21 protein-coding genes are annotated in these 24,164 nt (G+C 61.9%); 15 read left to right on the top strand and 6 right to left on the bottom strand.

Annotated elements, in window-relative coordinates:
* Positions 1-70 precede the first annotated feature (70 nt).
* From FHS54_RS15855 to FHS54_RS15845, 3 genes are all read left to right on the top strand, one after another.
* Positions 71-1,150, top strand: a complete 1,080-nt coding sequence (locus FHS54_RS15855) for an aromatic ring-hydroxylating dioxygenase subunit alpha (RefSeq protein ID WP_167305098.1) — start codon at positions 71-73, stop codon at positions 1,148-1,150.
* Between the two features lie 17 nt (positions 1,151-1,167).
* Positions 1,168-2,031 carry an SDR family NAD(P)-dependent oxidoreductase gene (locus FHS54_RS15850; RefSeq protein ID WP_208405065.1) on the top strand — a complete coding sequence of 288 codons (864 nt, stop codon included), beginning with the start codon at positions 1,168-1,170 and terminating at the stop codon, positions 2,029-2,031.
* Positions 2,032-2,116: 85 nt separating this feature from the next.
* A complete protein-coding gene (locus FHS54_RS15845; RefSeq protein ID WP_341785990.1) occupies positions 2,117-2,890 on the top strand; it encodes an SDR family oxidoreductase in 774 nt (257 codons plus the stop codon).
* Positions 2,891-2,959: 69 nt separating this feature from the next.
* Here the strand turns inward: FHS54_RS15845 and FHS54_RS15840 are convergent, their stop codons facing one another.
* Both FHS54_RS15840 and FHS54_RS15835 read right to left on the bottom strand, forming a co-directional pair.
* The gene (locus FHS54_RS15840) at positions 2,960-4,336 is read right to left on the bottom strand and encodes a spinster family MFS transporter (RefSeq protein ID WP_167305096.1); all 1,377 of its coding nucleotides are present in this window, start codon (positions 4,334-4,336) and stop codon (positions 2,960-2,962) included.
* Positions 4,323-5,921, bottom strand: a complete 1,599-nt coding sequence (locus FHS54_RS15835; protein WP_167305095.1) for a GMC family oxidoreductase — start codon at positions 5,919-5,921, stop codon at positions 4,323-4,325. The genes FHS54_RS15840 and FHS54_RS15835 overlap by 14 nt, the downstream gene beginning before the upstream one ends.
* Positions 5,922-6,253: 332 nt before the next feature.
* On the opposite strand from FHS54_RS15835, the gene FHS54_RS15830 reads away from it, so the two are divergent.
* On the top strand, positions 6,254-6,772 hold the full coding sequence (locus FHS54_RS15830; RefSeq protein ID WP_243855803.1) for an SRPBCC domain-containing protein: 519 nt from the start codon (positions 6,254-6,256) through the stop codon (positions 6,770-6,772).
* 17 nt (positions 6,773-6,789) lie between these two features.
* Here the strand turns inward: FHS54_RS15830 and FHS54_RS15825 are convergent, their stop codons facing one another.
* Positions 6,790-7,695: a helix-turn-helix transcriptional regulator gene (locus FHS54_RS15825; RefSeq protein ID WP_167305094.1), complete on the bottom strand. Its 906-nt coding sequence runs from the start codon at positions 7,693-7,695 to the stop codon at positions 6,790-6,792.
* A gap of 88 nt (positions 7,696-7,783) precedes the next feature.
* Here FHS54_RS15825 and FHS54_RS15820 point away from each other — a divergent pair, with 88 nt between their 5' ends.
* From FHS54_RS15820 to FHS54_RS15780, 9 genes are all read left to right on the top strand, one after another.
* Positions 7,784-7,990: a ferredoxin gene (locus tag FHS54_RS15820; protein WP_167305093.1), complete on the top strand. Its 207-nt coding sequence runs from the start codon at positions 7,784-7,786 to the stop codon at positions 7,988-7,990.
* Positions 7,987-9,204 carry a cytochrome P450 gene (locus tag FHS54_RS15815; RefSeq protein ID WP_167305092.1) on the top strand — a complete coding sequence of 406 codons (1,218 nt, stop codon included), beginning with the start codon at positions 7,987-7,989 and terminating at the stop codon, positions 9,202-9,204. Before FHS54_RS15820 ends, FHS54_RS15815 begins: the two co-directional genes overlap by 4 nt.
* Positions 9,205-9,682: 478 nt before the next feature.
* Entirely contained in the window at positions 9,683-10,660 is a 978-nt protein-coding gene (locus FHS54_RS15810) for an NAD(P)H-dependent flavin oxidoreductase (protein WP_167305091.1), read from the top strand.
* A complete protein-coding gene (locus FHS54_RS15805; RefSeq protein ID WP_167305090.1) occupies positions 10,660-11,544 on the top strand; it encodes a crotonase/enoyl-CoA hydratase family protein in 885 nt (294 codons plus the stop codon). The genes FHS54_RS15810 and FHS54_RS15805 overlap by 1 nt, the downstream gene beginning before the upstream one ends.
* A gap of 21 nt (positions 11,545-11,565) precedes the next feature.
* Complete coding sequence (locus FHS54_RS15800; protein WP_167305089.1) at positions 11,566-11,985, top strand: nuclear transport factor 2 family protein; 420 nt, start codon at positions 11,566-11,568, stop codon at positions 11,983-11,985.
* Between the two features lie 17 nt (positions 11,986-12,002).
* On the top strand, positions 12,003-13,211 hold the full coding sequence (locus tag FHS54_RS15795; RefSeq protein WP_167305088.1) for a serine hydrolase domain-containing protein: 1,209 nt from the start codon (positions 12,003-12,005) through the stop codon (positions 13,209-13,211).
* A 356-nt stretch (positions 13,212-13,567) separates the two neighbouring features.
* Complete coding sequence (locus FHS54_RS15790; RefSeq protein WP_243855802.1) at positions 13,568-15,967, top strand: TonB-dependent receptor; 2,400 nt, start codon at positions 13,568-13,570, stop codon at positions 15,965-15,967.
* 106 nt (positions 15,968-16,073) lie between these two features.
* Positions 16,074-16,481 (top strand): VOC family protein, encoded by a 408-nt coding sequence (locus tag FHS54_RS15785; protein ID WP_167305087.1) that lies wholly within the window; start codon positions 16,074-16,076, stop codon positions 16,479-16,481.
* A gap of 148 nt (positions 16,482-16,629) precedes the next feature.
* Positions 16,630-17,484, top strand: coding sequence for an SDR family NAD(P)-dependent oxidoreductase (locus tag FHS54_RS15780; protein ID WP_167305086.1), 855 nt, complete (start codon positions 16,630-16,632; stop codon positions 17,482-17,484).
* Positions 17,485-17,682: 198 nt separating this feature from the next.
* Here FHS54_RS15780 and FHS54_RS15775 read toward each other — a convergent pair whose 3' ends face one another.
* Together FHS54_RS15775 and FHS54_RS15770 are read right to left on the bottom strand one after the other, a co-directional pair.
* Positions 17,683-19,119, bottom strand: a complete 1,437-nt coding sequence (locus FHS54_RS15775) for an aldehyde dehydrogenase family protein (RefSeq protein ID WP_167305085.1) — start codon at positions 19,117-19,119, stop codon at positions 17,683-17,685.
* A 178-nt stretch (positions 19,120-19,297) separates the two neighbouring features.
* Positions 19,298-20,377 carry a hypothetical protein gene (locus FHS54_RS15770; RefSeq protein ID WP_243855801.1) on the bottom strand — a complete coding sequence of 360 codons (1,080 nt, stop codon included), beginning with the start codon at positions 20,375-20,377 and terminating at the stop codon, positions 19,298-19,300.
* Positions 20,378-20,526: 149 nt separating this feature from the next.
* Here FHS54_RS15770 and FHS54_RS15765 point away from each other — a divergent pair, with 149 nt between their 5' ends.
* Complete coding sequence (locus tag FHS54_RS15765; protein ID WP_167305084.1) at positions 20,527-21,135, top strand: TetR/AcrR family transcriptional regulator; 609 nt, start codon at positions 20,527-20,529, stop codon at positions 21,133-21,135.
* 40 nt (positions 21,136-21,175) lie between these two features.
* Here the strand turns inward: FHS54_RS15765 and FHS54_RS15760 are convergent, their stop codons facing one another.
* On the bottom strand, positions 21,176-21,790 hold the full coding sequence (locus FHS54_RS15760) for a TetR/AcrR family transcriptional regulator (RefSeq protein ID WP_208405063.1): 615 nt from the start codon (positions 21,788-21,790) through the stop codon (positions 21,176-21,178).
* Between the two features lie 155 nt (positions 21,791-21,945).
* Between FHS54_RS15760 and FHS54_RS15755 the strand changes: the two genes are divergently transcribed.
* Positions 21,946-24,099: an oxidoreductase gene (locus tag FHS54_RS15755; protein ID WP_341785989.1), complete on the top strand. Its 2,154-nt coding sequence runs from the start codon at positions 21,946-21,948 to the stop codon at positions 24,097-24,099.
* Positions 24,100-24,164: the final 65 nt, after the last annotated feature.

Raw genomic sequence — 24,164 nt, 5'->3', positions numbered from 1 at the left:
GGTTGGTGGAAGGGGTGGCATTGGTCTGCCCTTCATGCTAATTTGCCGCTGAATACGAGAGGGTGTTTTTATGGCAAAGTCATCAGACTATCGTCTGGGTGAATTCGATTTCCCCCGTGGCTGGTTCATGGTCGGCGAAAGCGCGGAAGCAACCAGGACGCCGGTCGCGATGCGGTATTTCGGCCAGGATCTGGTCATGTATCGCGGCGAAAGCGGTCAGGTGTACGTGACCGAAGCCTATTGTCCGCACATGGGCGCGCACCTGGCCAACAACACCACCTCCTACATTGTCCGGGATGGTGAGCAGGTGGAGGGCGAATCGATCCGCTGTCCCTTCCATGGCTGGCAATATGGGCCGGACGGCGCTTGCAAGAATATTCCCTATTCGGATTTCGTGCCCAAGGCCGCAAAGCTCAAGACCTTTCCCGTCACCGAACGGGCAGGCACTATCTGGATGTGGTATGATCCCGAAGGGCTGGAGCCGAATTTCGACCTGCCCAATTTCGGCGGCCATTGGGATGAGCCGGGCTGGGTCCGGTGGCGTCTCGACTTCATGGGCGACTTGAATATCCACCCCATCGAAGTGGTCGATAACATGGCCGACTTTGGCCATTTCGTGCCGATCCACGGTGCGAAGGACTTCGTCTACTTCGCCAACGAGTTCAAGGACCACATCGTCCACCAATATTATGCCGCGGGCCACCGCACATTGGTGCAGAACCCGGATGATGTTCTGACGCTCGACACCTGGTATACCGGGCCGTCGATCCTGCAGTCCGAAATGGAAGGCACATTCGACAGCTTCATCATGATCACGCATACGCCGATCGAAGATGGCAAGATCCGCGTGTGGCATGGCCTGATGGTGCAGGTGAATGACGGATCGTCCCCGATCACCGATGAATTGCGTGCCGCCGCCGCCGAATATCAGGAGGGCAGTCGTCTGGCCTTCGCGCAGGACGTGGAAATCTGGCAGAACAAGCGGGCTTGTTTCAACCCGTTGGTGATCCCGAACGACGGCCCCTATGGCAAGGTTCGGACCTGGTATAAGCAATTCTACAACCCGCGTGAAAAGCTGCCGGACATGCACAAGCGGTCCAATGGCCTGCACGTGACGCTCGACAAGCGCGCTTCCAGCGCCGCCGCCTGACGGGACAAGGAAAGAATATGGACAGGATCGAACGTCCGGTGGCGATAGTCACCGGCGCCAGCCGGGGTGCGGGCCGTGGAATCGCGGTCGCGCTGGGCGAAAAAGGCTATCGCGTCTATGTGACGGGCCGCACCGTGCGCGAAGGCGATGCGGCGCTGCCCGGCACGATCGGCGCGACCGCTGCCCAGATCGACGCGGCGGGCGGCGAAGGCCGGGCGGTCCAGGTCGACCATGCCGACAGCGATGCCATTGCCGCCCTGTTCGAACAGGTGGCGGACGAAAGCGGACGGCTCGACATATTGGTCAACAACGTCGCCGCGCTGAATGATGACCTGGTGAAGCCCGGGCCCTTCTGGGAAAAATCGACAGGATTGGTCGACATATTGGATGTCGGCCTGCGGTCCCACTATTTCGCCAGCTGGCATGCTGCGCGCATGATGGTGCCTGCGGGCGATGGCCTGATCGCCTTCACGTCTTCCTTTGGGTCGGTGTGCTATATGCACGGCCCGGCCTATGGTGCGCAGAAAGCGGGCGTGGACAAATTTGCCGCCGACATGGGCGTGGATTTCCGGGGCACGGGCGTTGCCGCCATATCGCTGTGGATGGGGCCATTGCTGACCGAACGCAGCGCCCAGACGCTTGCGGAACATCCCGAACAATATGAAAAGTTCATGGCGGAGGCTGAAACGCCGGAGTTCAACGGCCGCGTCATCGCCGCTATCCATGACGATCCGGCACGGGAAGAACTGAACGGCCAGACGCTCATCACGGCGGAAATCGCGCAGCGCTACGGCATTACAGAGGAGGCAGGGCGCGTCCCGCCATCCTATCGCGCCATGCTGGGCGATCCCCGCATTCCCCATCCCGCCATCGTCGCATAAGCGCCAGTTTCGTAAAGACCGCCTTGCGCCGCGCGGCGGAAAGGGCGACATGCGCGCGCATATCGATGAAGAAAGGACAGGGCAGGTGAGCGAGACAGGTCGGGGCAAGGTAGCCATAGTCACAGGCGGCACGCGCGGGATAGGCGCGGCGATTGTGCGGCGGTTGCTGGCGGAAGGCTATGCCGTCGCCACCTGCGGCCGGACGCCGCCAGAACAGCCGATCGCTTTTGAAGGCAAAGAGGCCGAATTCGACGCCTGCGACATTCGCGATCCCGCCGCCGTCGCCGCGTGGATCGAAACGCTGGTCGCGCGGCACGGACGCATCGACCTGATCGTCAATAATGCGGGCGGATCGCCACAGGCCGACGCGGCCACCGCCAGCCCGCGCTTTTCCGAACGTATCCTGCAACTCAACCTGCTGGCACCGCTGCACGTTTCGCAGGCGGCCTATACGCATCTGAAGGCGGTGGGCGGCTCCATCGTCAACATTGCCAGCGTGTCGGCCATACGCCCGTCGCCCGACACGGCCATCTATGGCGCGGCAAAGGCTGGCCTGGTCAGCCTGACCACCAGCCTGGCGCAGGAATGGGGGCCTGACGTGCGGGTGAACGCCATCATCGTCGGCCTCATCGAAACCGAAACGGCGGAAATGACCTATGGCAGCGCCGCCGCGCAGGACCGCATCGCCGCGTCTTTGCCGCTTGGCCGGATGGGCCGTGGTGGCGACATCGCCGAAGCCGTCAATTTCCTCGCATCGCCAGCCGCCGCCTATATCAGCGGCGCAAAACTGGAAGTGCATGGCGGTGGCGAGCGCCCGTTGTTCCTGGAAATCGTGAAGGAAGAAAGCGCGAAGGGCTGATCGCGCTTGCAGCACCGACGGCTGCAAGGGGGGGCGGACACGACATGCGCGTCACGTCCGGCCCGCCCTTCAGATAACTTCGCGAGCGGCCAGATCGCGCGCATAATGGGTCGATGCGCGCCAGAACAGCATCCCGCCCGCCAGCGTCAGCAGACTCATGATCAACAGGCTGATGCGCAGCGATTCCTCGCCCAGCCGTCCCATCAGCATGTCGCTGACGAACCCGCTGAGCGACGGGCCGATCATGCTGCCAATCACGTTGATGATGACCACCAGCATGGCCGTCGCCTGCGCCCGTTGTGACTGGGCGACCAGTCGGGCTGCGGCGCTGAACGAAGGCCCCGCCCAGCACGCCGCCAGGAATCCGCCCAGCATCGTGACCATCGCCACCGCAGGAATGTGCGTCCCGCCCAGGTTGATGCCCGCGCCGCCAGGCATCATGAACATGACGACATTCTGGGGGAAGGCCAGCAGGAAGGCTATGGCGGGCAGGCGCAGCTGCCAATGTTCGCCGCGCACGCGCAGCCGATCGACCATTGCGCCGCTCGCGATGCTGCCGACGATGCCGCCGATTGCGGAACCCATGCCCAGCCACGCGCCGGCTTCGATGATGCTCATGCCGTGGGACCGCATGAAATAGGCTGGCATCCACACCGCGCCCGCATAGCCGAAGATGTTGAACGTGCCGACGCCGATGGCGATCAACCGCAGCGACTTGATGTTCCAGAACATGCGAACCGATGCCCAGAAGCTGGGACCTTCACGGCCAGCGCCCGGCGCAACATCCTGCCGCTGCCGCCGAGGTCCCGTGAACCAGAAGAGCAGGGCAAGCGGAAAGCCCGGCAGCGCCAGCGCGAAGAAAGCAGCGCGCCACCCCCATTCAGCGGCCACCGCCGCGCCGCCCACCAGGCCCAGTATCAGCCCGAAATAAGTCCCCGACGCCAGCACGCCCATCGCCGCCGATCTGCGGTCCTCGCCGAAAAGGCTGGCCAGGATTGACTGCGACGGGGGCAGGCCGCCCGCTTCGCCGATGCCCACTGCGAATCGGGCCAGCGCCAACTGCGTGATGTTGGCCGCCGCACCGCAGGCGGCGGTCGCCGCGCTCCACAGGGTCGCCGCCAGCGCCAGCACGCCACGGCGCGACCAGCGATCGGCCAGCCGGGCAAGCGGCATGGAGCACAGAACATAACTGATGATGAACCCCGGCCCGCCGATCAGCCCCAGCAGTGAATCGCTGACCCCGAATTCCGCCTTCACCGCTGGGATCAGGATGGAAAACAGGTGCCGGTCAGCATAGCTGAGCGAATTGAGCAGAAACAGCAGCAGCAATATGTACAGGCGATAGGCCGGTCGGCTCCCCTTTCCACGGCTATGTGGCATCCCATCCTCCATTGTCTGGATGGCGGCTATGGCTGCCGCCTGATCCGATCGTTCAGGTCTGTCCATGCAGGATCATGTCGGCGGCCTTTTCCGCCACCATCATCGTGGGCACATTGGTATTGCCACCCGGCACGCGCGGCATGACGGACGCATCGACCACCCTTAGGCCCGCAACGCCGCGCACGCGTAGTTGCGGATCGACTACGGCCATCGGGTCATGCCCCATGCGGCACGTTCCCACGGCATGGATGTCGGAAATGGCGGTGGCACGCAGATAGGCGTCCAGTTCGTCGTCCGACTGGATATGCGCCCCGGGGGCCAGTTCTTCGCCCCGGAACGGATCGAAGGGGCTTTGCGCAAAGATGTTTCGCACCGCGCGGACGGCTGCGCGGCCCATCGCCATGTCGTTGGCGGTCGACAGGATATTGGGGTCGATGGACAGCGGCGCAGTCGTGTCCGCGCCGGTCAGCTTCAATTCGCCGACGCTTTCGGGCCGCAGCAGGTCGATATGGGCGAAATAGCCATGCTCCATGATCAGCTTGCGGCCCATGGCTTCATATAGCGCCATGGCGAAATGCACCTTCACATCGGGCGTATCCGCGCCCGGCATGGTCTTGAGGTAAGCGCCGACCTCTGCGGGCGGCGTGGCCAGCGGCCCCCGGCGGAACAGGGCGAAATTGACCATGGCCTTGGCCGCAACCATCGGGTGGAATACGTTGAACAGCGACACCGGCTGCGTGCAATATTGTTTCACCGTCACCGCCACATGGTCGCGATAATTCTGGCCGACGCCAGGCAGATGATGAACGACCGGCACGCCGACCTGGCGCAGATGATCGCCATCGCCGATGCCGGATAGCATCATGATCCAGGGGGAATGGATCGCCCCGGCGGAAATGATGACCTCTCGCGCGGCGCTCGCCTGTTCGGCCTGCCCGCCGCGCCGCCAGGCAACGCCGGTGGCGCGCCCTTCCTCCACCATCACGCGTTCGACATGGGCTTCCGTGACGATGCGCAGGTTGGGCCGCCTGAGCGCGGGTTTCAGATAGGCGCGCGCGGCGCTGAACCGGCGTCCGGCAGATGCGGTGACATCGGCAGGGAACACACCCTCGCGCACCGATCCGCTGGGGTCCTCATTATACGGCACGCCGGCGGTAACGGCGGCATCGCGAAACGCCTTTGCCAGCGGGTTGTCGATGCCGGGGCGGGTCACCATGACCGGGCCGTCCTGGCCGTGATAGCCTTCTTCGCCGCCCGGCTGGAATGTCTCCAGCTTCCTGAAATAGGGGAGCACGTCGTCATAGCTCCACCCTTCATTGCCCAATTGGCGCCAGCCATCATAGTCGGACGCCGCCCCGCGATCGTAGACCATGCCGTTGATGGATGATGATCCGCCCAGCACCTTGCCGCGCGGGGTATACATCTGCCGCCCGTCCGCATGGGTCTGCGGCACGCTGACATGCATCCACTGGAACATGCCGCGATACATGATCGGCAGCAATCCGCCTGGCGCATGGATGAAAATACTGCGATCGCGTCCCCCCGCTTCGATCAGCAGGACGCGGTTGCGGGGATCAGCCGACAGGCGACCGGCAAGGACGCATCCCGCCGACCCTGCGCCCACGATGATGAAGTCATATTGGTCAGCCATGATCTCTCCCGAAACGGCGCTTGCTCACCCGCAGCCGGACGAGTCCCAAGGGTCCCGTCCCGCACAAGTGGCCGCCGATATTTTGCGGACTGACTCGGGCAGAAGCCTACGCAGGTCAAGTCTGCAAATCCCGCCGGATGCACCAAGGCGAAGTTTGACCGCGTTTTGGGCGTCGGCTGGTTGACGCTGCGCCATAGCGTGCTACCGTCTGTGGCAACGCAAGGAATGTCCTAGCTGCATGTTCATGGCCGCGTGCCATGGGAAAGCGGACGGTGGCGCAACAGCGCGCGATTGCCCGTAGTCATGCAGGATATAATTAGCAGGAGAAGTCGATGCTCGCTGATAGCGTTGCCGAAGCACGGTACGATCCCTTTGCCATTTATGACCCTGAAATATTGGTGGCGTCCGACCCGATAGAGATAGACGCGCCCGCGATGCTGGTGTGGAACATCCTGACCGACATGCCGCGCTATGGGGAATGGAATCCCTTTTGCGTGTGGGCGCAATCGACCCTGGAAATGGGCGCGCCGGTCCATATGCGGCTGGTGAACTACCCCAATCCGGGCAGCCTGGCCCCAAATTGCGAATATATCTGCGCATTTGAGCCGGGTCGGCTGCTGTCCTGGGAGATGCTGGATAATGAAGCCTGGCCCTATCCGGCGCGGCGGGACCAGATGATCGATGAACTGGGGCCTGAAAAGTCCCGCTACCAGTCGACCGACGCCTTTACCGGGCCCAATGGCATCCATGTGATGCGCTTCTGCGGCCCGTGGATAACGCGGGCGTTCAATGACTCTGCACGGGCGCTGAAAGCACGGGCGGAAGCGATGCATCGCGGCGATCTGCGCTGATCGCCGGACGGCAGCCGTCAGGGGGAGGGGGCCTCTTCCTGCGCGCTGCCTGATATGCTCTGGCGATAATGGAGCGGCGTCATGCCGGTCGCGCGCCGGAATGCGCGCGCAAAGCTGTTGGGGTGGGCAAAGCCCAATTGCGACGCAACGATCTTGATCGGCATGTCGCGGTCGGACAGCAGCGCCTGCGCCCGTGACATGCGGAAATTGTCGACATAGGCGATGACTGTGCTGCCGGTCAGCGCCTGAAACTGGCGATGGAGATGGCGCACGCTGATGCCGCACAGCGCCGCCAGCTCGGAAATGGAAGGTGCGATATCGCTTTCCAGCAATCTTTCGCGAATTCGCCGATATTGCCACGACGCCAGCCGCCCGCCGGTGGGCGCATGGACCTGCCGTTCGAACAATCGCCGAACCTCCACCGCGACCAGCGTGTGCAGTGCTTCCAGTGCGTCGGTTGACTGAGCTTCCGGCCTGGTCAATTCCCGCAGGGCCTGCCGCATCATGAAGCGCAGGGCGTCATTCCTGATGTCCAGCAGCCCTTGCAGCACCTGGACGGGAGGCACATCGTCCTCACCCAGGATCGCTGCCGCGTGCTGGCCTGAAAAAATGGCCCGCAGCACCCGGATATGCCCGCCTTCGCCGCGCCCGTGCACCATGATGCCGGGATAGCGGATGAACATCGTCCCCATGAAGCAGCGATTGCCGCGATCGATATCGGGAAATTCCGCCGAAGCATCGGTGGCAAGCGGCGGCAGCGACATTTCCAGCATCAGCGCAGGTTCGCGGATGGTGAAATCGATCATGTCGGGCCACCGCCATTCGACAAGTTCGAACCGCCCGCCATGCAGGGAAACCGAATGGGTGATGGTCGGGGTGAAATCCATAAGCTCGCCTGTCGGATAGTGGCCGATAATGTCCATTCTGTCCAGCCTGGTTCATTCGCGCTGATGGGAAACCGTGGGCCGGGCTGATAGAGCGGGATCGAAAATAGATAAAAGAGGATGCCCGATGAGAATCGTCGCCAATTTGCAGGTCTGCCAAGGCCATGCACGATGCGAAGACTTATGTCCTGAAGTCTTCTCGACCGACGCGGTAGAAGGCAAGGTAGTCATAGAACAATCTGAATTTGCGCCGGAACTTGAAGATAAGGTGCGCATGGCAGTGCGTAACTGCCCGGAAGGCGCTCTGCGTATTGCCAAGGGGACGAAAGCATGACCTTGCAATGGGCTCCATCGCCACCTGATCATGTTCCTGCCGACCTGATCGTCGATTTCGACTTCTTCCAGACGCCCGAAGGGCTGACGGACCCGGTGCAAATCTGGCATGATCTGGTCCGGCGCGGCGTGCCGCCGATCTTTTACACCCCGCGCAACGGCGGGCATTGGGTATTTCTGAAATATAGCGATATCGTCGAAGGCTACCGAAACCACGAGATTTTTTCGACTTACCAGACGCCGATCCCGCCGATTGAGCCTTTCCCGGTCATGCAGCCGCAGGGGGTCGATCCGCCGGACCATAATATTTTTCGCAAACTGCTGGCCCCCATGTTCACGCCGCTGGCGGTGCGCCGGATGACCGACGGGTTGCAGCATCGCGCCGAAACGATGATCGCGTCCTTCGCGGATAAAGGCGGTTGCGACTTCATTGCCGATTATGCGTCGCGCTTTCCCACCGGCACCTTTCTGGACCTGTTCGGCCTGCCGGAAGAAAGGCTGCCGGAATTCCTGGCCTTGTCCGAAACATTCTTCCGCAGCACCGATCCGGCGGTGCGCGCGCAGAACCTGACCGACATCTATGCGGTGCTGGAGGTTCTGTTCCGCGATAAGGAACGCAATCCCGGCAGCGATATCGCGTCGACCATTGTCACCGCACGGGACGAAAATGGCAATCAGCATCCCTGGCAGGATATTCTGAATTGCGGATTCCTGCTGTTCGTCGCCGGTCTGGACACGGTGACCAACACCATGGCCTATGTATGGCGCTATCTGGCCAGCGCGCCAGAGGCGCGGGCGCAGTTTCGTGAACGGCTCGATGATCCGGTCGCCTTTCAACTCGCGATAGAGGAATTGATGCGGATCAACGCCGTGTCGAACATCTTCCGGCGCGTCACCCAGGACTGCGAATATAAGGGCATCCAGTTCCGGCGGAACGACCGCGTCATCCTGTCGAACACGCTGGCCAATCGCGATGCGTCGGTCTTCCAAAACCCTCAGGCCATCGACCTTGATCGCCAGGTGAACAATCATGTGACGTTCGGTGTCGGGCCGCATCGCTGCATGGGGTCCCACCTGGCCAAGCGCGAAATCATGATCTCGCTTCAGGAATGGCTGCGCCAGATACCCGATTTCGAACTGGCGGAAGATCAGGACAAAGGTTCCATCTTCGGTGGGTCGGTCATGGGCTTCACTTCCCTGAAGCTGCGCTGGTGACGCGCTGACAGGGGGGCAGGCGGGGGATCTGCGACCCATCCTCCGCCTGTTACCTGACGCCCAGGCGACGGCGCTCCATAACCGGTGCGGCTTTGATTCAGCTTGCATTGTCGGGTGGGGCTTGGCAAGCGCCGTGGCCGGAGGCCGAAGTCGATGGCGCAATACCATGACGATAGCTGTGGCAACCTAGCGCAAACGCTAGGACAATTCGTAAGGGAAACAGTCATTCCTTACGAAAAGGATGATCGTCATGCCCCGCTCGAATCGCCGGTGCAGCCAATGCACACGGCGCGGCTGGGTGATGTGGCCCTTCGCCGTCCCTTCGCCCTATTCCTGCTGACAGCAATTGATAGAATGCGGTGGCTGAACCGCGCCCTCGGCAATGTGGTGGAGTTTGCAGGCAATTTCGTTGTTTGCCGAAACCCGGCCGCGCACCGTCCTTAGAAGCATGACCCCCATCTGACTGACAGGAGCATCGATGAAGACCCGGATTACTGACATCACCGGCACCCGTTACCCGATCGTCCAGGGGGGCATGCAGTGGGTCGGTCGCGCCGAACTCGCTTCGGCAGTGTCTAATGCTGGCGCCCTGGGCATCCTGACCGCGCTCACCCAGCCGTCCCCTGAGGCGCTGCTGGCGGAGATTGAGCGTTGCCGGACGATGACCGACCAGCCGTTCGCGGTGAACCTGACCATCCTGCCTACGGCCCAGCCCGTGCCTTACGACGCCTATGTCGAAGCGATCGCCACGTCAGGCGTGAAGGTGGTGGAAACCGCAGGGCGCAGCCCGGCTGAATTCATCGCCCGCTTCAAGCAGGCAGGCATCAAGATCATCCATAAATGCACCGCGGTCCGCCACGCTTTGTCCGCGCAGCGCGCCGGGGTGGACGCCGTGTCGATCGACGGGTTCGAAGCCGCAGGCCATCCGGGCGAAGACGATATTCCGGGCATGGTGCTGATCCCCGCCGCCGCGCGCGCGCTGGACATCCCGATCCTGGCGGCGGGCGGCATGGCGACCGGCCAGTCCATGGCGGCGGCACTTGCTCTGGGCGCGGAAGGCATCACCATGGGCACCCGCTTCATGCTGACGCAGGAGGCCCCGATCCACGACGCCATCAAACTGGCGGTGGTCAAGGGGACGGAGCGTGACACCACGCTCATCTTCCGCGCGCTGCGCAACACCGCACGCGTGTTCCGCAATGGCGTGTCGCAAGAAGTCAATGTGCGGGAAAAGGAACCCGGCGCAACCTTTGAGGATATCAAGGCGCTGGTGGCAGGCGCGCGCGGACGCGCCGCGCTGGAAACCGGCGATACCGAAGCGGGCCTGGTCTGGGCCGGCATGGGCATCGGCCTGATGGACGACATTCCGACCTGCGCCGAACTGGTGGAGCGCGTCGTCGCCGAATGCCGGGCGTCGCTTGCGCGCGCGTCGGCGCTCACCGCAGAGGGCAAGTGATGAGCTACAACAGCATCCGCTACGAGGTGGAGGATGACGGGCTGCTGCTGCTGACGCTGGCACGGCCCGACAAGCTCAACGCCTTTACCGTCGAAATGTGCAATGAACTGATCGACGCCTATGGCCGCGCCAGCCGCGACGACGCGGTGCGGGTCATCGTCGTGACCGGGGAGGGCAGGGCCTTTTGCGCGGGCATGGACCTGTCGGTGGGCGGCAACGTCTTTGGCCTGGACGAAAGCATGACCCCGACGATGGAGGATGTGCGCGACCATGGTGACGATCCCGCGATCCTGAACGGCGTGCGCGACACGGGCGGGCGCGTGGCGATGGCGATGTATGATTGCTTGAAGCCCATCGTCGGCGCGGTCAATGGCGCGGCGGTCGGCATCGGGTCCACCATGCTGTTGCCCATGGACTTCCGCTTCGCCTCGGAAAAGGCGCGCTTCGGATTTGTCTTTGGAAAGCTGGGCATCACGATGGAGGCTTGTTCCTCCTTCTTTCTGCCGCGCATCGTCGGGCTGGAACAGGCGCTGGAATGGGCCTATCGCGCCGACATATTCGACGCGGCGGAGGCGCATGAAAAGGGGTTGGTCCGCGCGGTCTGCTCGCCCGAAACGCTGCTGGACGAGGCAAAGGCCTTCGCCCGTTCGCTGGTCAAGGACCGCTCACCCGTGTCCATCGCCCTCATCCGCCAGATGCTGAACCGCAACAGCGCCGCCTCTACGCCGCTGGAGGCACATCTGACCGAATCCCTAGCCGTCTTTTACACCAGCCAGGCGGACGGGCGGGAAGGCGTGCGCGCTTTCAATGAAAAGCGCACGGCCCAGTTTACGGGCAAGGCGTCGGACATGCCGCCCTTCTTCCCCTGGTGGAACAAGCCCTGATTGTTTTGAGAGGGAATCGACATGATCACGCTTGAAGACAAGATCGCCATCACCGAACTGATCGCCCGGTTCGCCCATTGTTCCGACTATGGCGATTGGGAAGGGCTGGCCACGCTCTACACGCCCGACGTGGTGACGGAGATGGACGGCCTGACGATGCGCTACGAAGGCATCGACCAGCAGGTCGAACATGCCAAGGCGTCCGACCAACAGGCGGAAGGCAAGAACCGCCATTTCAACTTCAACCTGATGATCAATGAAGCAGGCGGGCAGGTCCATGCCGAATATGCCTTCATGAACGTCAATGCAGGCCATGTGCCGCTGTCGTCGCGGATCGTGGTGACGGGCCGGATGCGCGACACCGTGGTCAAGACCGGCGAAGGCTGGAAGATCGCCCGCCGCTTTGTTCGTTTCGACCAGAATGTTCAGGTCGACTTTTAATGCAGGAGAATAGTGCGATGACGACGACGATGGATCGCCTTGCCGAAACGGAAAAGACGATGCGCGGCTTTGTGGAACAGGGGGTCATCCCTGGGGCTATCATCGCATGGCGTGATGGCGACGGTCCGGTCCGTTATCAGGCAGCCGGCACGTTGGGTTTCGATCGCTCCACGCCGGTGGACGAGCGATCGATCTTCCGCATTTATTCGCAGTCCAAGCCGATCACCGCTATTGCCGCGATGATGCTGATGGAAGAAGGCATCATCCAGATCGATCAGCCGATCAGCGAAATCCTGCCTGCCTTTGCCGATATGCGCGTCATGGTGGGTGAAGATCCCGCCGATACCCGCCCCGCCGCCCGGCCGATCACCATTCGCCACCTGCTGACGCACACGGCAGGGTTCGGCATGGGCGGGATGACGCTCGACGCGCTCTACACCGAACATGGCATCACACCGGGCGACCCGCAGACCGAGACCGGCCCCAAGTCGCTTGCCGAAATGGGCGAACGCCTTGCCACCCTGCCGCTGGCGACGGACCCCGGCACCCAGTTCGACTATAGCGTCGCACTCGATGTCCTTGGGCTGGTGATTCAGGTCGCGTCCGGCATGCCCTTCGACACCTTCCTGCAACAGCGGCTGTTCGGTCCGCTGGGCATGGTCGATACCGGCTTTTCCATTTCGCCTGAGAAGGTGGATCGTTTTGCCGATCTGCCCGAAGAACAGGACGGCAAATGGACGTTGGTCGATGATCCCGCCAACAGCATGTACGCCGCGCCGGTTTATCCGTCGGGGGGCGGTGGACTGGTATCGACGGCGCATGATTACGCCCGCTTTGCCGCCATGCTGCTGAACGAAGGGGAATTGGACGGCGTGCGCGTGGTGAAACCGGAAACGGTGCGGCTGGCGCGGTCCAACCTGCTGCCCGCAGCGGTGAAGGAAGTCGGCCTGCCCGTCGGCCATCCGCTGTCCGAAGTCGGCATGGGCGCTGGCATGTCGGTGTCGTTGGCGGACAGCAGTAGCACGCAGGGCCTGTTTGACTGGCCCGGCGATGTTCCCGCCGGCGTGTTCGGCTGGCCGGGTATGGCGGGGACCGCCTGCTGGATGGACCCCAACCGCAACTTCTTCCTGCTGTATCTGACGCAATTTTCGCCGTCATGGCTGAATGGCGCAATGCGGCCCGACATGATCGCAGCGGCCTATCGCGATTTGCAGGCAGCCGAATAAAGCTGACCCAAACGACAGGATGATGGCTGCCCCCAGCTGGGACCACCCGGCGGCGGGGTAGCCATCATTGGTGGCGGGTGCAGATATATGTCGCGCCCGTCCGATCTCGCCCAACGCCCCGCAGGCGATAGGCAAGTTCCTACCCGCTGATTCGTAACTGATTCGTGATTTCTATACGCATATGGCCAAATCCGCTGCTCCCGGCGGAACAGTTTCAGACTTAGCTAGCCATATCAGACGCAATCTTCGCAGATAATTTCGGATAAGCGCTTTTTTGATGAAGCGCCTTGTCGTCTGGATAAAGAACAGACCGATTGCCGATCATAAGGCAAAACCAAAAAAAGGGAGGATATCTGATGAAATCCATGTTGTTGGCCGGTGTCGCCACCATGTTGGCACTGCCATTCGCTGCCGGAGCCCATGCCCAGGAAGTTCCTGCCGCCGAACAGGCGCAGGACCAGGGGATGCTTGGCGATATCGTCGTCACGGCGCGGCGCTCTGAAGAAACATTGCAGGACGTGCCTGTCGCGGTGACTGCGCTGGGCGGCGACTTCATCGAACGCCAGAATATCGCCGATCCCACGGATATCCCCCAGTTCGCGCCCAACCTGACGATCGAACAGCAGCCCGCCAGCCTTTCGGCGGCCACTGTCTACATTCGTGGCATCGGCAATAACGAACCGTCCGCCGTATCCGAACAGGGCGTGGGCGTTTATCTCGACGGCGTTTATCTGGCGCGCGCGGCTGGCGCCGTGTTCAGCCTCATCGATCTGGAACGGATCGAGGTGCTGCGCGGGCCGCAAGGCACGTTGTTCGGTCGCAACACGATCGGCGGCGCGCTGCAAATCGTTTCCCGGAAGCCAAGCGACAATATGGGGGTCACCGCGAAGGCGGGCTATGGCCGCTATAACGACTGGTATGTCCGCGCGCGCATCGACACCGGCTATATCATTGGTGACAAGATCAAGGCGTCGATTGCGGGCCAGCACCGTGAAAATGACGGCTGGGTCGACAACATATTGACCCCGTCGTCGCGCGATCCGGGCGCGATGAAGTCTAACTCCTTCGCGCTGGGCCTTCAGGGCGATTTTGGCGACGTGACCGTCAACTATAATTTCGACTGGGACGAACGGCGCGGCCTGGCGGGCTTCTTCCAGCTGGTTGCAGCTACTCCGCAGGCGATGGATTATTATTCCCAATCGCCCAGCTTTGGTGGCGCGCCCTTCATGGTGGATCGCGAACGGCAGGGCACGGTCCAGCAGGCAGGCTTTACCGAACCTAATGGCGACGTCCGCTACAGTGGCAAGACACGCGTTCAGGGCCATGGCCTGACCGTCAGCTATGAACCGATCCCGGAACTGACGATCAAATCGATCACCGGCTACCGGAAATTCTTCCAGGATTCGATCGTGGATCTGGGCGGCAACGGCGTCCTGCGCGGCCCGGTGCTCGACTTCGACTCGCTCACGCTCGTTTCGGTTCAGCCCACGCCGCTCTACAACGCCAATAACGCGCCGCAAAAACAGTGGCAGTTCAGCCAGGAATTGCAGGCCCTCGGCAAGGTTGGCGACATCAACTATCTGCTGGGCATGTATTATTTCTACGAAAAATCGTCGGAATATAACCGCCAGCAGATCACTTTGCTTTCGACTGTCGGCGGAATACCGGCTCTGGATCCGCGCATTCCAGCGTCAACCGTGGGTGCTATTCTGGCCCTGAATCCCGGCCTGACGGTCGACAGCACGCTGGGCATCCGGGCCAATCCGATCCAGGCCTTTGGCGGTACGTCGCAGTCAATGGCGATCTTTGGACAGGCCAGCTGGAAGCCGTCGGCGCTGGATGAAAAGCTGGAAATCACCTTGGGTGGCCGTTTCACCGGCGACGATAAGACGATTTACCTCGCTGGCGACGTCAGCCCGGTGCAGCGCGGTCGCAAGAGCTTCGACAATTTCTCGTGGCTGGCATCGGCTTCCTATGCGGTTACCGATGACGTGATGGTCTATGCCCGCGTTTCGACCGGCTATCGTTCGGGTGGTCTGAACCCGCGCGCCGGCGTCATCAACAGCTTCGATCCTGAAAAGGCGACCGCCTATGAAGCGGGCATCAAGTCGCAGTTCCTCGACAATCGGGTGCGGCTCAACCTGGCCGGGTACATCACCGATTATAGCGACCTCCAGGTGCAGCAATTTGCTGCGGGCAGCGGCGGCGCGACGTCTTTGATCGTAAACGCGGGTAAGGTGCAGCTGTCGGGCTTTGAAGCGGAACTGACGGCAATGCCGTTCATGGGCTTCCAGATTGACGGCTCGGTTGGCTATGTGAAGTCGAATTATAAGAGCTTCCTGTTCCGTGATCCGGCCACCAACGTCCTGCTCGACGTGTCGGATGAAGCCAATCCGGTCTACACGCCCAAATGGACGATCCATGTTGGCGCGGAATATGCCTATTCCATCGGCGACATGACGGTGCGGCTGCGCGGCGACTATTCGCGCCGGACCAAGATCTATTTCAACGCGCTTGATAATACTGCTCCGTTCAATGAAGATCTTGTTTCGCCTACGCAGGACAATGTGAAGGCGCGCCTGTCGGTGGAAGACATCAATGTTGGCGGCGGCAAGCTGGATGTGGGGGTTTGGGGCGACAATCTGCTGAATCAGCAGCGCCTGATATACGGCATCGACTTTGGCGGACTGGGCTTTGCCGGGGCGACCTTCAACCGGCCGATCTCCTATGGCATCGACGCGCGCATCACCTTCTGACGGTGCGGCGGCCTTTCAGGCTGTCATGACCATTTGAATGTTCCAGGCAGGGGGCGGGACCGGATGGCCGGTTCCGCCTCTTGTCGCAAAGATGAGGAGAGATGCGATGACCAACCTTCCGACTTTCACTAAGCTGATTTGCCGCGATGAAGAGGCAATGGCCCAATATTATGGGACTGTGTACGGCTATGGCCTCGTCCAGCGGGTTGAAGGCGACATTAACGGTGAAGCATTTCGCGAAGTCATCATGGCACCGGGCGGCGACTGGACCAAGGGCACGCTGGTCATGTTCAACTATGTCAATCGCGACGCCCCCCGCGACCAGCAGGTGATATTGGGCTTCACCGTCCCCGACCTGGACGCGCTGGTGGAAAAAATCATCGCGAACGGCGGCAAGCTGTGCGGCCCGATCCATGAGGAAGCCGACCATGGCGTGCGCGTGGTATTTTCGACCGATCCTGAAGGCGCGCTATGCGAAAATGTGCAGATGCTGGCGGTTCCGCAGGCGGGTTGACAGCCTTCAACACCCGCCATAACGCTGGGTACGAACATTGCCATGAAGCGCGCGTTCGCGCGCTCATCCTGACACAGCGGACAATCATGCTTTTCGGCAGGGCCATGTGTTCAGGCCGTTTTTTCGAGATAATAGCAGGAGATCTACAATGGCACGGGATGCTGAAACATTTGAGGGCGGCGTTGCCGTAATCACCGGCGCTGGTTCGGGCATCGGTGCGGGCCTCGCCCGCCGGGCCGGGCAGCTTGGCATGACCGTGATCGTGGCGGACATCAACGAACAGTCGGCGGCCGGGACGGTCGACGAAATCACCAGCGCGGGTGGCACTGCCGAAGCGTGGAAGCTCGACGTATCCCGCCCGGAAGAACTGGACCGCTTCGCTGAAGAGGTGTTCGCCCGTCATGGCGAAGTGCGCCTGCTGATCAACAATGCCGGGATCGAAACCGTCGGCTATACGTGGGAAGTGCCCACCGCACGTTGGGAAGCGACGCTGAACATCAACGTCCATGGCGTCATCCACGGCGTGCGCGCATTCGTGCCGCGGATCATCGCCAGCGGCAAGGAAGCGTGGATCGGCAATCTTTCGTCTGTCGGCGCATTTGGAGCGATGCCTGCCCAGACGGCCTATACCGTCACCAAACATGCCGTTCAGGCTTTCAGCGAATGCCTCTATCTGGAAATGGAGCTCAAGAATCTGCCGATTCATGTGTCGACCATCGTGCCGGGCATGCTGCGCACCAACATCTTCAATGCCGAAGCCGGTGACGGTGAGCCTGCCAATGCCCAGTCGCACCGCCGCGCGATGTTCGAAATGATGCGCGATTATGGCATGGACCTCGACGAAGGCTGCCGCCTGTTCCTTGAACAGATGGCCGACAATAAATTCTGGGTCCACAGCCAGCCTGAGATGAGCGAGCAGATTATTGGCGGTCGCATCCGCTTCCTGCAGGATCAGGTGCCGCCAATCATGCCTGACCTCGCCCGCCAGATTGCGGTCGACTGATATTCATCAAGGTTGAAAGAGGGGGAGGACCGGGCGGCGAATTTCGCCGTCATGGTCCTCCCCTTTTTTCGTCAGGCTCAGGCCAAAGGCGGCTCTTCAGAGCAAGCACGCCGAAACGAGCTATGCCGATCCACCAGCGCACACAGCATGCCGCCAGCACACCCCTGCTGTCACAGGGGCATGCCAGCGGCCTCTTTTTTAGAGCGCGCCGTGATTGATGTAGCTGGTCTTGCTCTCGGTGAAGAACTCCGCCGCTGCCGCGCCGGACTCGCGGGGACCATAGCCTGACGGCGAACGGCCGCCCAGCGGCACATGATATTCCAGGCCCGCCGTCGGTGCGTTTACCGTGACCATGCCTGCCTGCGACGCCTTGCGGAAACGCTCGGCACTTTTCAGGTTGGTGGTCGCGATGCCGGACGACAGCTTATACTCGCAATTGTTGGCGGCGTGGATGGCTTCGTCCAGATCCTCGACCTTCATGACCGCCGCGATCGGCCCGAACGATTCATGCTGGTTGCAGCGCCAGTCGGACTGTGTGTTGACCAGCAGGGCAGGCGCCATGAACAGGCCGCGCGTGCGGCCTTCCACTGCGACGCCGCCTGCGGCCAGTTCAGCGCCTTCGCCCTGCGCATCCTTTACGAACTGCAGGTTTTCGTTGAACTGCTGGACATTGCATACCGGGCCGATCTGCGTGTCGGCGTCCAGGGCATGGCCGACCTTATAGCTGGCCGCCTTCTTTGCCATGCGCTCGACAAAGGCGTCGTGAATGCCCTTCGTCACGATGATGCGTTCCGTGCCGGTGCAGCGCTGCCCCGTCTGGATCCACGCGCCATTGCCGGCGATTTCGACCGCCAGATCCAGATCGGCATCGTCCAGGACGACAAGGGCGTTCTTGCCGCCCAGTTCGAGCTGGCACTTCGTCATGGTCTCGGCTGCGCGGGACAGCACGAGCCGACCCGTCGAGGTGCCGCCAGTGAAGGTCAGGGCGTCGGCCTCATCGATCATGATGTTGCCCGCGGCTCGGCCATCGCCCATCACCAGGTTGAAAACGCCCGCCGGTACGCCCGCCTCTTCCAGCAACCGTGCCAGCATCACTGCCGATCCGGGAACGTAGGAGCTCGGCTTGAGCACCACCGTGTTGCCAAAGGATAGCGCGCCTGCAATCTTGGCGGCTGGCAGCGCGACCGGGAAGTTCCACGGCGTGATCGCCGCCACGACGCCGACCGGCTCCCGCGTGACCACCACGTTGAAACCGTCGCGCATGCTGTTGTACCATTCGCCCTGGGCGCGAAGCACATCGCCAGCGGAATAATGGAAGCATTGGGCAGCACGGACCGTTTCGCCGATGGCGTCGGCCAGGGTCTTGCCTTCCTCACGCGCCAGCAGCGTGCCGATTTCGCGGCTGCGTTCGATCAGCAGGTCGCCAACCTTGCGCAAAATGTCCGAACGGGCCTGCATGTTGAAAGCGGCCCAGCCCGGTTGCGCCCGGCGTGCCGCGGCCATGGCTTCACGGATCTGCGCTTCGCCAACCTTGGAATAGCTGCCGACCACTTCATCAAGGTCGGACGGGTTCACCGTTTCGAAAGACACCTCACCGTCGATCCAACGGCCGTCGATATAGTTTTGACCCTTCATCTGAACTTCTCCGCAAGGCTGGTCAGCCCGAACAGGCTGTCGGGCCGGTGCATAGTGATTCGACATCGATTATGCAAAATACATTCAGCCGTCGCGTGGTGGAAAGGCCGCGCTCATGAAAGCGCGGCCCTTCCTGTCGCCTTGAAGCCGTTTTTCAGTGCGGGGTCGCGCCCCGGCTTCAGGCCGCCATAGGGCGGTCGACCTGCGCTTCGGGCGGATATTCCGCTGGTCCGCCAAAATTATAGGCGGCATTGAGTGAGCGGATGAACGCTGGGTCGTTGAGTGGATCGGACGGCGTTTCAATCTGAACGCCGCGCGAACGGACGTCCTTGATCAGCATGTCGATCGCCTGTTCGTGGGTCAGGTCGTCGGACCCATCCATATTCTTTTTCAATTCGGCAAAGTCGCTGAACACTTCGGCCGACCAATGAACCAGAAAACGCAGGTCATCGGTGTGGTAGCGTTCGATCACCTGGTCGCCATTCTTGATGACCCAGCCATCCCGATCGCCCTGGTCGCCCGTGAAGACAGTGTCGAAGCATAGACCGGCCGGATTACGGCGTTCGACCGGGCCGTTGGCCTCGCCGCGATGGACCAGCATTTCATTCTGCACGACGACGGCGCGGTTATAGATGGGCGACTGCAAGCGCGCCGGTTTGGCCAGCGGACCATCGGGCCAATAGGTAAAACCGCTGGCCGGATCATGGCTGAACCAGGTGATGACCTGCGCCATCTTGATCAGATAGTCCTGGAACAGTCCCGAACGCCCCATGACCGAACACAGCCACGTCGGCGAATTTTCATAACGGACACCCCGGAAGCTGGGCGTGTCGAGATGGCCCGGATCGGAGTTTGCCGCAGGCCCGTTGACGTTGAACAACATCATCTGGGGCTTTGCATATTCCGCGTTCCAGTAGGATTTCGCGTGATTGAGGAACGCCTCATTATAAAAAATGTCGTGCAGTTCGGGATATAGGACCGCCGAATAATTGGCCAGAAATCCGCGGAAAGTCGGCGTCAGGAACATGTCCAGCGTGGGCTTGAATCCCTCCGGGAATCCGCCCGCAAAGGTGGCGAGCAGTGCTTCTGGAGTTGGGAAATGCTGGGCCAGAATCAGCTTCCATTCGCCCTTGTCGTGGACCACGTCCAACATGCGCCGCTTTTGTTCTTCGGTGAATGGCTTGTCGATTTCGCGCGGCGGCGCGACCGGGCGCAGAATGTCCGACAGATACTGCTTACGCGCTTCATCAAGCATCATCTTCTCCTAAACATTGCAGGACGACGCATGGCGCAGCCCGCTTGACCAGAAAAGTTATAGCATGATAACTTTTCCGAACAAGTCGCTTTTGCAAGTTTGCGGAACATCGTCCATGCTGGGCGCGCGTCTACAGGGGACCCGCAACATCGATGAACAAGGGTCAGCGCACCGCGCACCGCATACTTGACGCAGCAGAGGCGCAGTTCGCACAAAAGGGGTTTGGTGCCGCGTCGTTGCGCGACATCGCGGCCATGGCCGAAATTCAGCAGCCCGGCCTGTACAAGCATTTTGCGAGCAAGGAGGACCTGTATCAGCAGGTCTATGAACGGGCGCTGCGGCCCCTGACCGAACTGATGGACCAGATCCTCGCCGGTCCAGCCGACATGCCCATTCTCTATGCGCTGACGGACCAGATGACCGATCTTCTGGCGGATCATCCCAACATACCCAGACTGTTGATCCGCGCGGTGATTTCCCGTGATTCCGACCCGGACGAAATCGCGCTCGGCTGGCTGGCGCGGCTCGTCGATTATGGGCGCAGGCTGAACGCCACGCTGGGGGTGCAGAATGACGATGAAAAACTGGTCGCGCTGCAAATCGTCGCGATCTTCAACACCTTGTTCGGCTTCTTCTGGTCATCGCCGCTCATCGAAACATTGACGGGACAGGCGTCGGTCGATCCCAATCTCATGGAGCTTCAGAAGCAGATATTGCGGCGGTTCGTGATGGGATTCGAAAAACAGCCAATGGCCGGGTAGGACGCCGCGTCAGCCGCGCATCATAAGCCCCGACCGTCGATCAGCCACCATGCTTGTCCAAAAATGCCTTCATCTGTCCGGCGATAATTTCCGCTGCGCGCTTGCTGGGGTCGTGCAGATGCTGGCGGACCACATGAAAACAGGCCTGGTCCATGCCCCACAGCAGGATATGCGCTTCCAGCAGGACGTCATCGTCGCGGGTCGCCAGCGCGAACGCCTTGTGCCGTTCCGCCAGCATGGTGATGATGATGTCTCGTTGCGCGGACACTTCCCAATATAGCGCCTCCTCCAGCACCGCGACCTGGGTCAGCAGGGTGCAGGTGTCCTGGTTGGTGCGATGCATTTCCAGATGGCGGGTCGCCCATTCGGTCAATTCCGGCAGGCCAGGGTCCCGCAACTCGGCCAGATAGGCAAAGACCGGATGCCAGGCAGGTTCGAAATCCTTGGCAATCGCCCGGACGACCGCCAGCTTGCCGTCAAAATGGCTGTAAAATGCGGCGCGGCTCACGCCAGCGGCCACCAAAATATGCTCGATCGAGCTGCCGACATAGCCCCGGTCGGCAAACACTTTGAGCGCCGCGTCCACGATCAGGGCGTGCGTGCGCGCGCGCTGTTCTTCCTGTAAAAAGTTACGGCGGGACAGACCATTGGCCAAAGATATGTTCTCCTCTGGAACGACCGGGTAGTTCAACCGTAACCGAATATCCAGCGTCGCGGACGTCTAGCTTTCGAAAGCGCAGTTGACAATACAGACTGTATGGTCGAACTGTCGCGCAACAAAACCGCACGGCGGAATGATGGAGGGATGTTGTGGGCGAGGGTAGACAGTCAGCGGGCAAGGGCTTTTCGGGCCTTCTTTCGTCGGGCCGCATCGGCCAGATGGATTTGCGCAACCGTATGTTCGTGACCGCCATGGGCGTCAGCCTGGCCGAAGATGACGGCACGGCGGGCGAACGGCTGATCGCCTATCATGAGGAACAGGCGAAGGGCGGCGCTGCCCTGATCGTCACCGGCGTGATGGGGGTCGCATGGCCGGTCGGCGCGGTTCAGCCCAATCAGCTTGGCGTGTCGGACGACCGCTTCCTGCCCGGCCTGCGCCGCCTGACCGACAGGGTGCACGCCCATGGCGCGAAGATCGCGGCCCAGATCCATCAGGGCGGGCTGATGGCGGGGCATTCGGCGCAGGACGGGCATCCACTGTGGGCACCGTCCTTGCCCGGCCCGTTCGTCGGCGACTTCCCCGATTATTTCCTGCCCGAAGAGCTGGAGGCCTTTGGCGGCAGCGCCGTGCCGTCGGTCAAGGTGCTGACGGTCGAGGACATAGCGATTGCGGTGCGCCAATATGCGGATGGCGCGCGCCGCGCAAAGGAAGCCGGGTTCGACGCCTGTGAAATTCACGGCGGCCACGGCTATCTCATCTCCTCCTTCCTTTCGCCTTCGACCAACAAGCGGACGGACCAATATGGCGGCCCGCTGGAAAACCGCGCGCGGCTGATGCTGGAGGTGCTGGCGGCGGTGCGCGAAGCGGTGGGACCGGACTTCCCCGTCTGGATGAAGCTGGATTCCCGCGAAGCAGGCAAGGCGGTTGGCACCACGCTGGACGATGCCAGGGCCGTCGCGCGCATGCTGGAAGCGGGTGGCGCGGACGCGATTGCCGTCACCGCCTATCATGATGTCGGCCAGGCAAAGCTGCATTCGGGATCGAACATCCCGCACGAACCGGAAATGAATATCCCCGCCGCCGCCGCGATAAGGGCAGAGGTCGGCATTCCGATCATCGCGTCGGGGCGGGTCGAACCCGACCGGGGCGAAAAGCGCTTTCAGGAAGGCGCGTTCGACTTCCTGGCGATGGGGCGCAAGATATTGGCGGACCCGCAGCTACCCAACAAGCTGGCCGCTGGCCGCCCGCAGGATGTTCGCCCCTGCATCTATTGCTACACCTGCGTCAGCACCGCCTATATCCGGCAGCAAGTGCGCTGCGCGGTGCGGTCCGAAACCGGCTTTGAACATCTGCAGGATCGCGCCACCCCGGCGACGGGCAAGCGCTATGTCGTCATCGGCGGCGGGCCCGGGGGCATGGAGGCGGCGCGCCGTCTGGATGCTTTGGGTAACAACGTCACGCTGATCGAACAAAGCGACCGGCTGGGCGGCACGTTGCGCTTCGCTTCACTCGCCTACGAACCCAACGAACGCATCCTGGAATGGCTGAAGCGGGAAATCGAGGCATCCGACGTCGATGTGCGGCTGAAAACCGTCGCGACGCCCGAACTGTTGCAAACACTCGCGCCCGATGAAGTGATCGTCGCGACCGGCGCGGTGCGCGATATGCCCCCCATCCCCGGCAATGATCTGGACCATGTGTTCAGCGGTGACGACATGCGCAAGATGATGCTGGGGGAAAGCTCCGACGCGCTGAAGCGCAAGACCGGCCTTGCCACCCGGCTCGCCACCCGGATCGGTGCCGCCACCGGCGTGACCGCCAATCTCGACTTCGTGCGCAAGGCGACCCGTCAGTGGATGCCTTTGGGCGACCGTGTCGTCATCATCGGCGGCGAACTGGTCGGCGTGGAACTGGCCGAATTCCTGATAGAGCGGGGCCGGAAGGTCACGGTGGTCGAGGAAGGGCCAAAGTTCGGGCGCGGATTGACCGTTGTCCGTCGCCTGCGCCTGATCCCAGAACTGCGCGAACATGGCGTCGCGCTGTTTGCGGAGGCGAAGGACATCCGCATCGACCGCGAAGCCGTTTCCTTCACCACGGCGGAAGGGGAAAGGCATCTGGTCCCCGCCGACACCGTCATCGTCGCCAAGGGCGCGCATGGCGACAGCAGCCTTGCCGACTCGCTGCGCGCTCATGGCTTCAGCGTAAAGGAAGTCGGCGACTGCACTGGCGTCGGCTATATCGAAGGCGCGATCCGGGGCGCGGCGCGGGCAGTCCAGGGCGAAGCGGCGATCCCGCAAATATAGCCCAAGCGGGAGATTTCCCTGTGTTCCTGCGAAGGCAGGAACCCAGCCCTGCCATTCCAACTGGA

Source organism: Sphingobium vermicomposti, assembly GCF_011762025.1.
In the GTDB taxonomy this organism is placed as follows: domain Bacteria; phylum Pseudomonadota; class Alphaproteobacteria; order Sphingomonadales; family Sphingomonadaceae; genus Sphingobium; species Sphingobium vermicomposti.
This window is presented reverse-complemented; position numbering and strand designations above follow the sequence as displayed.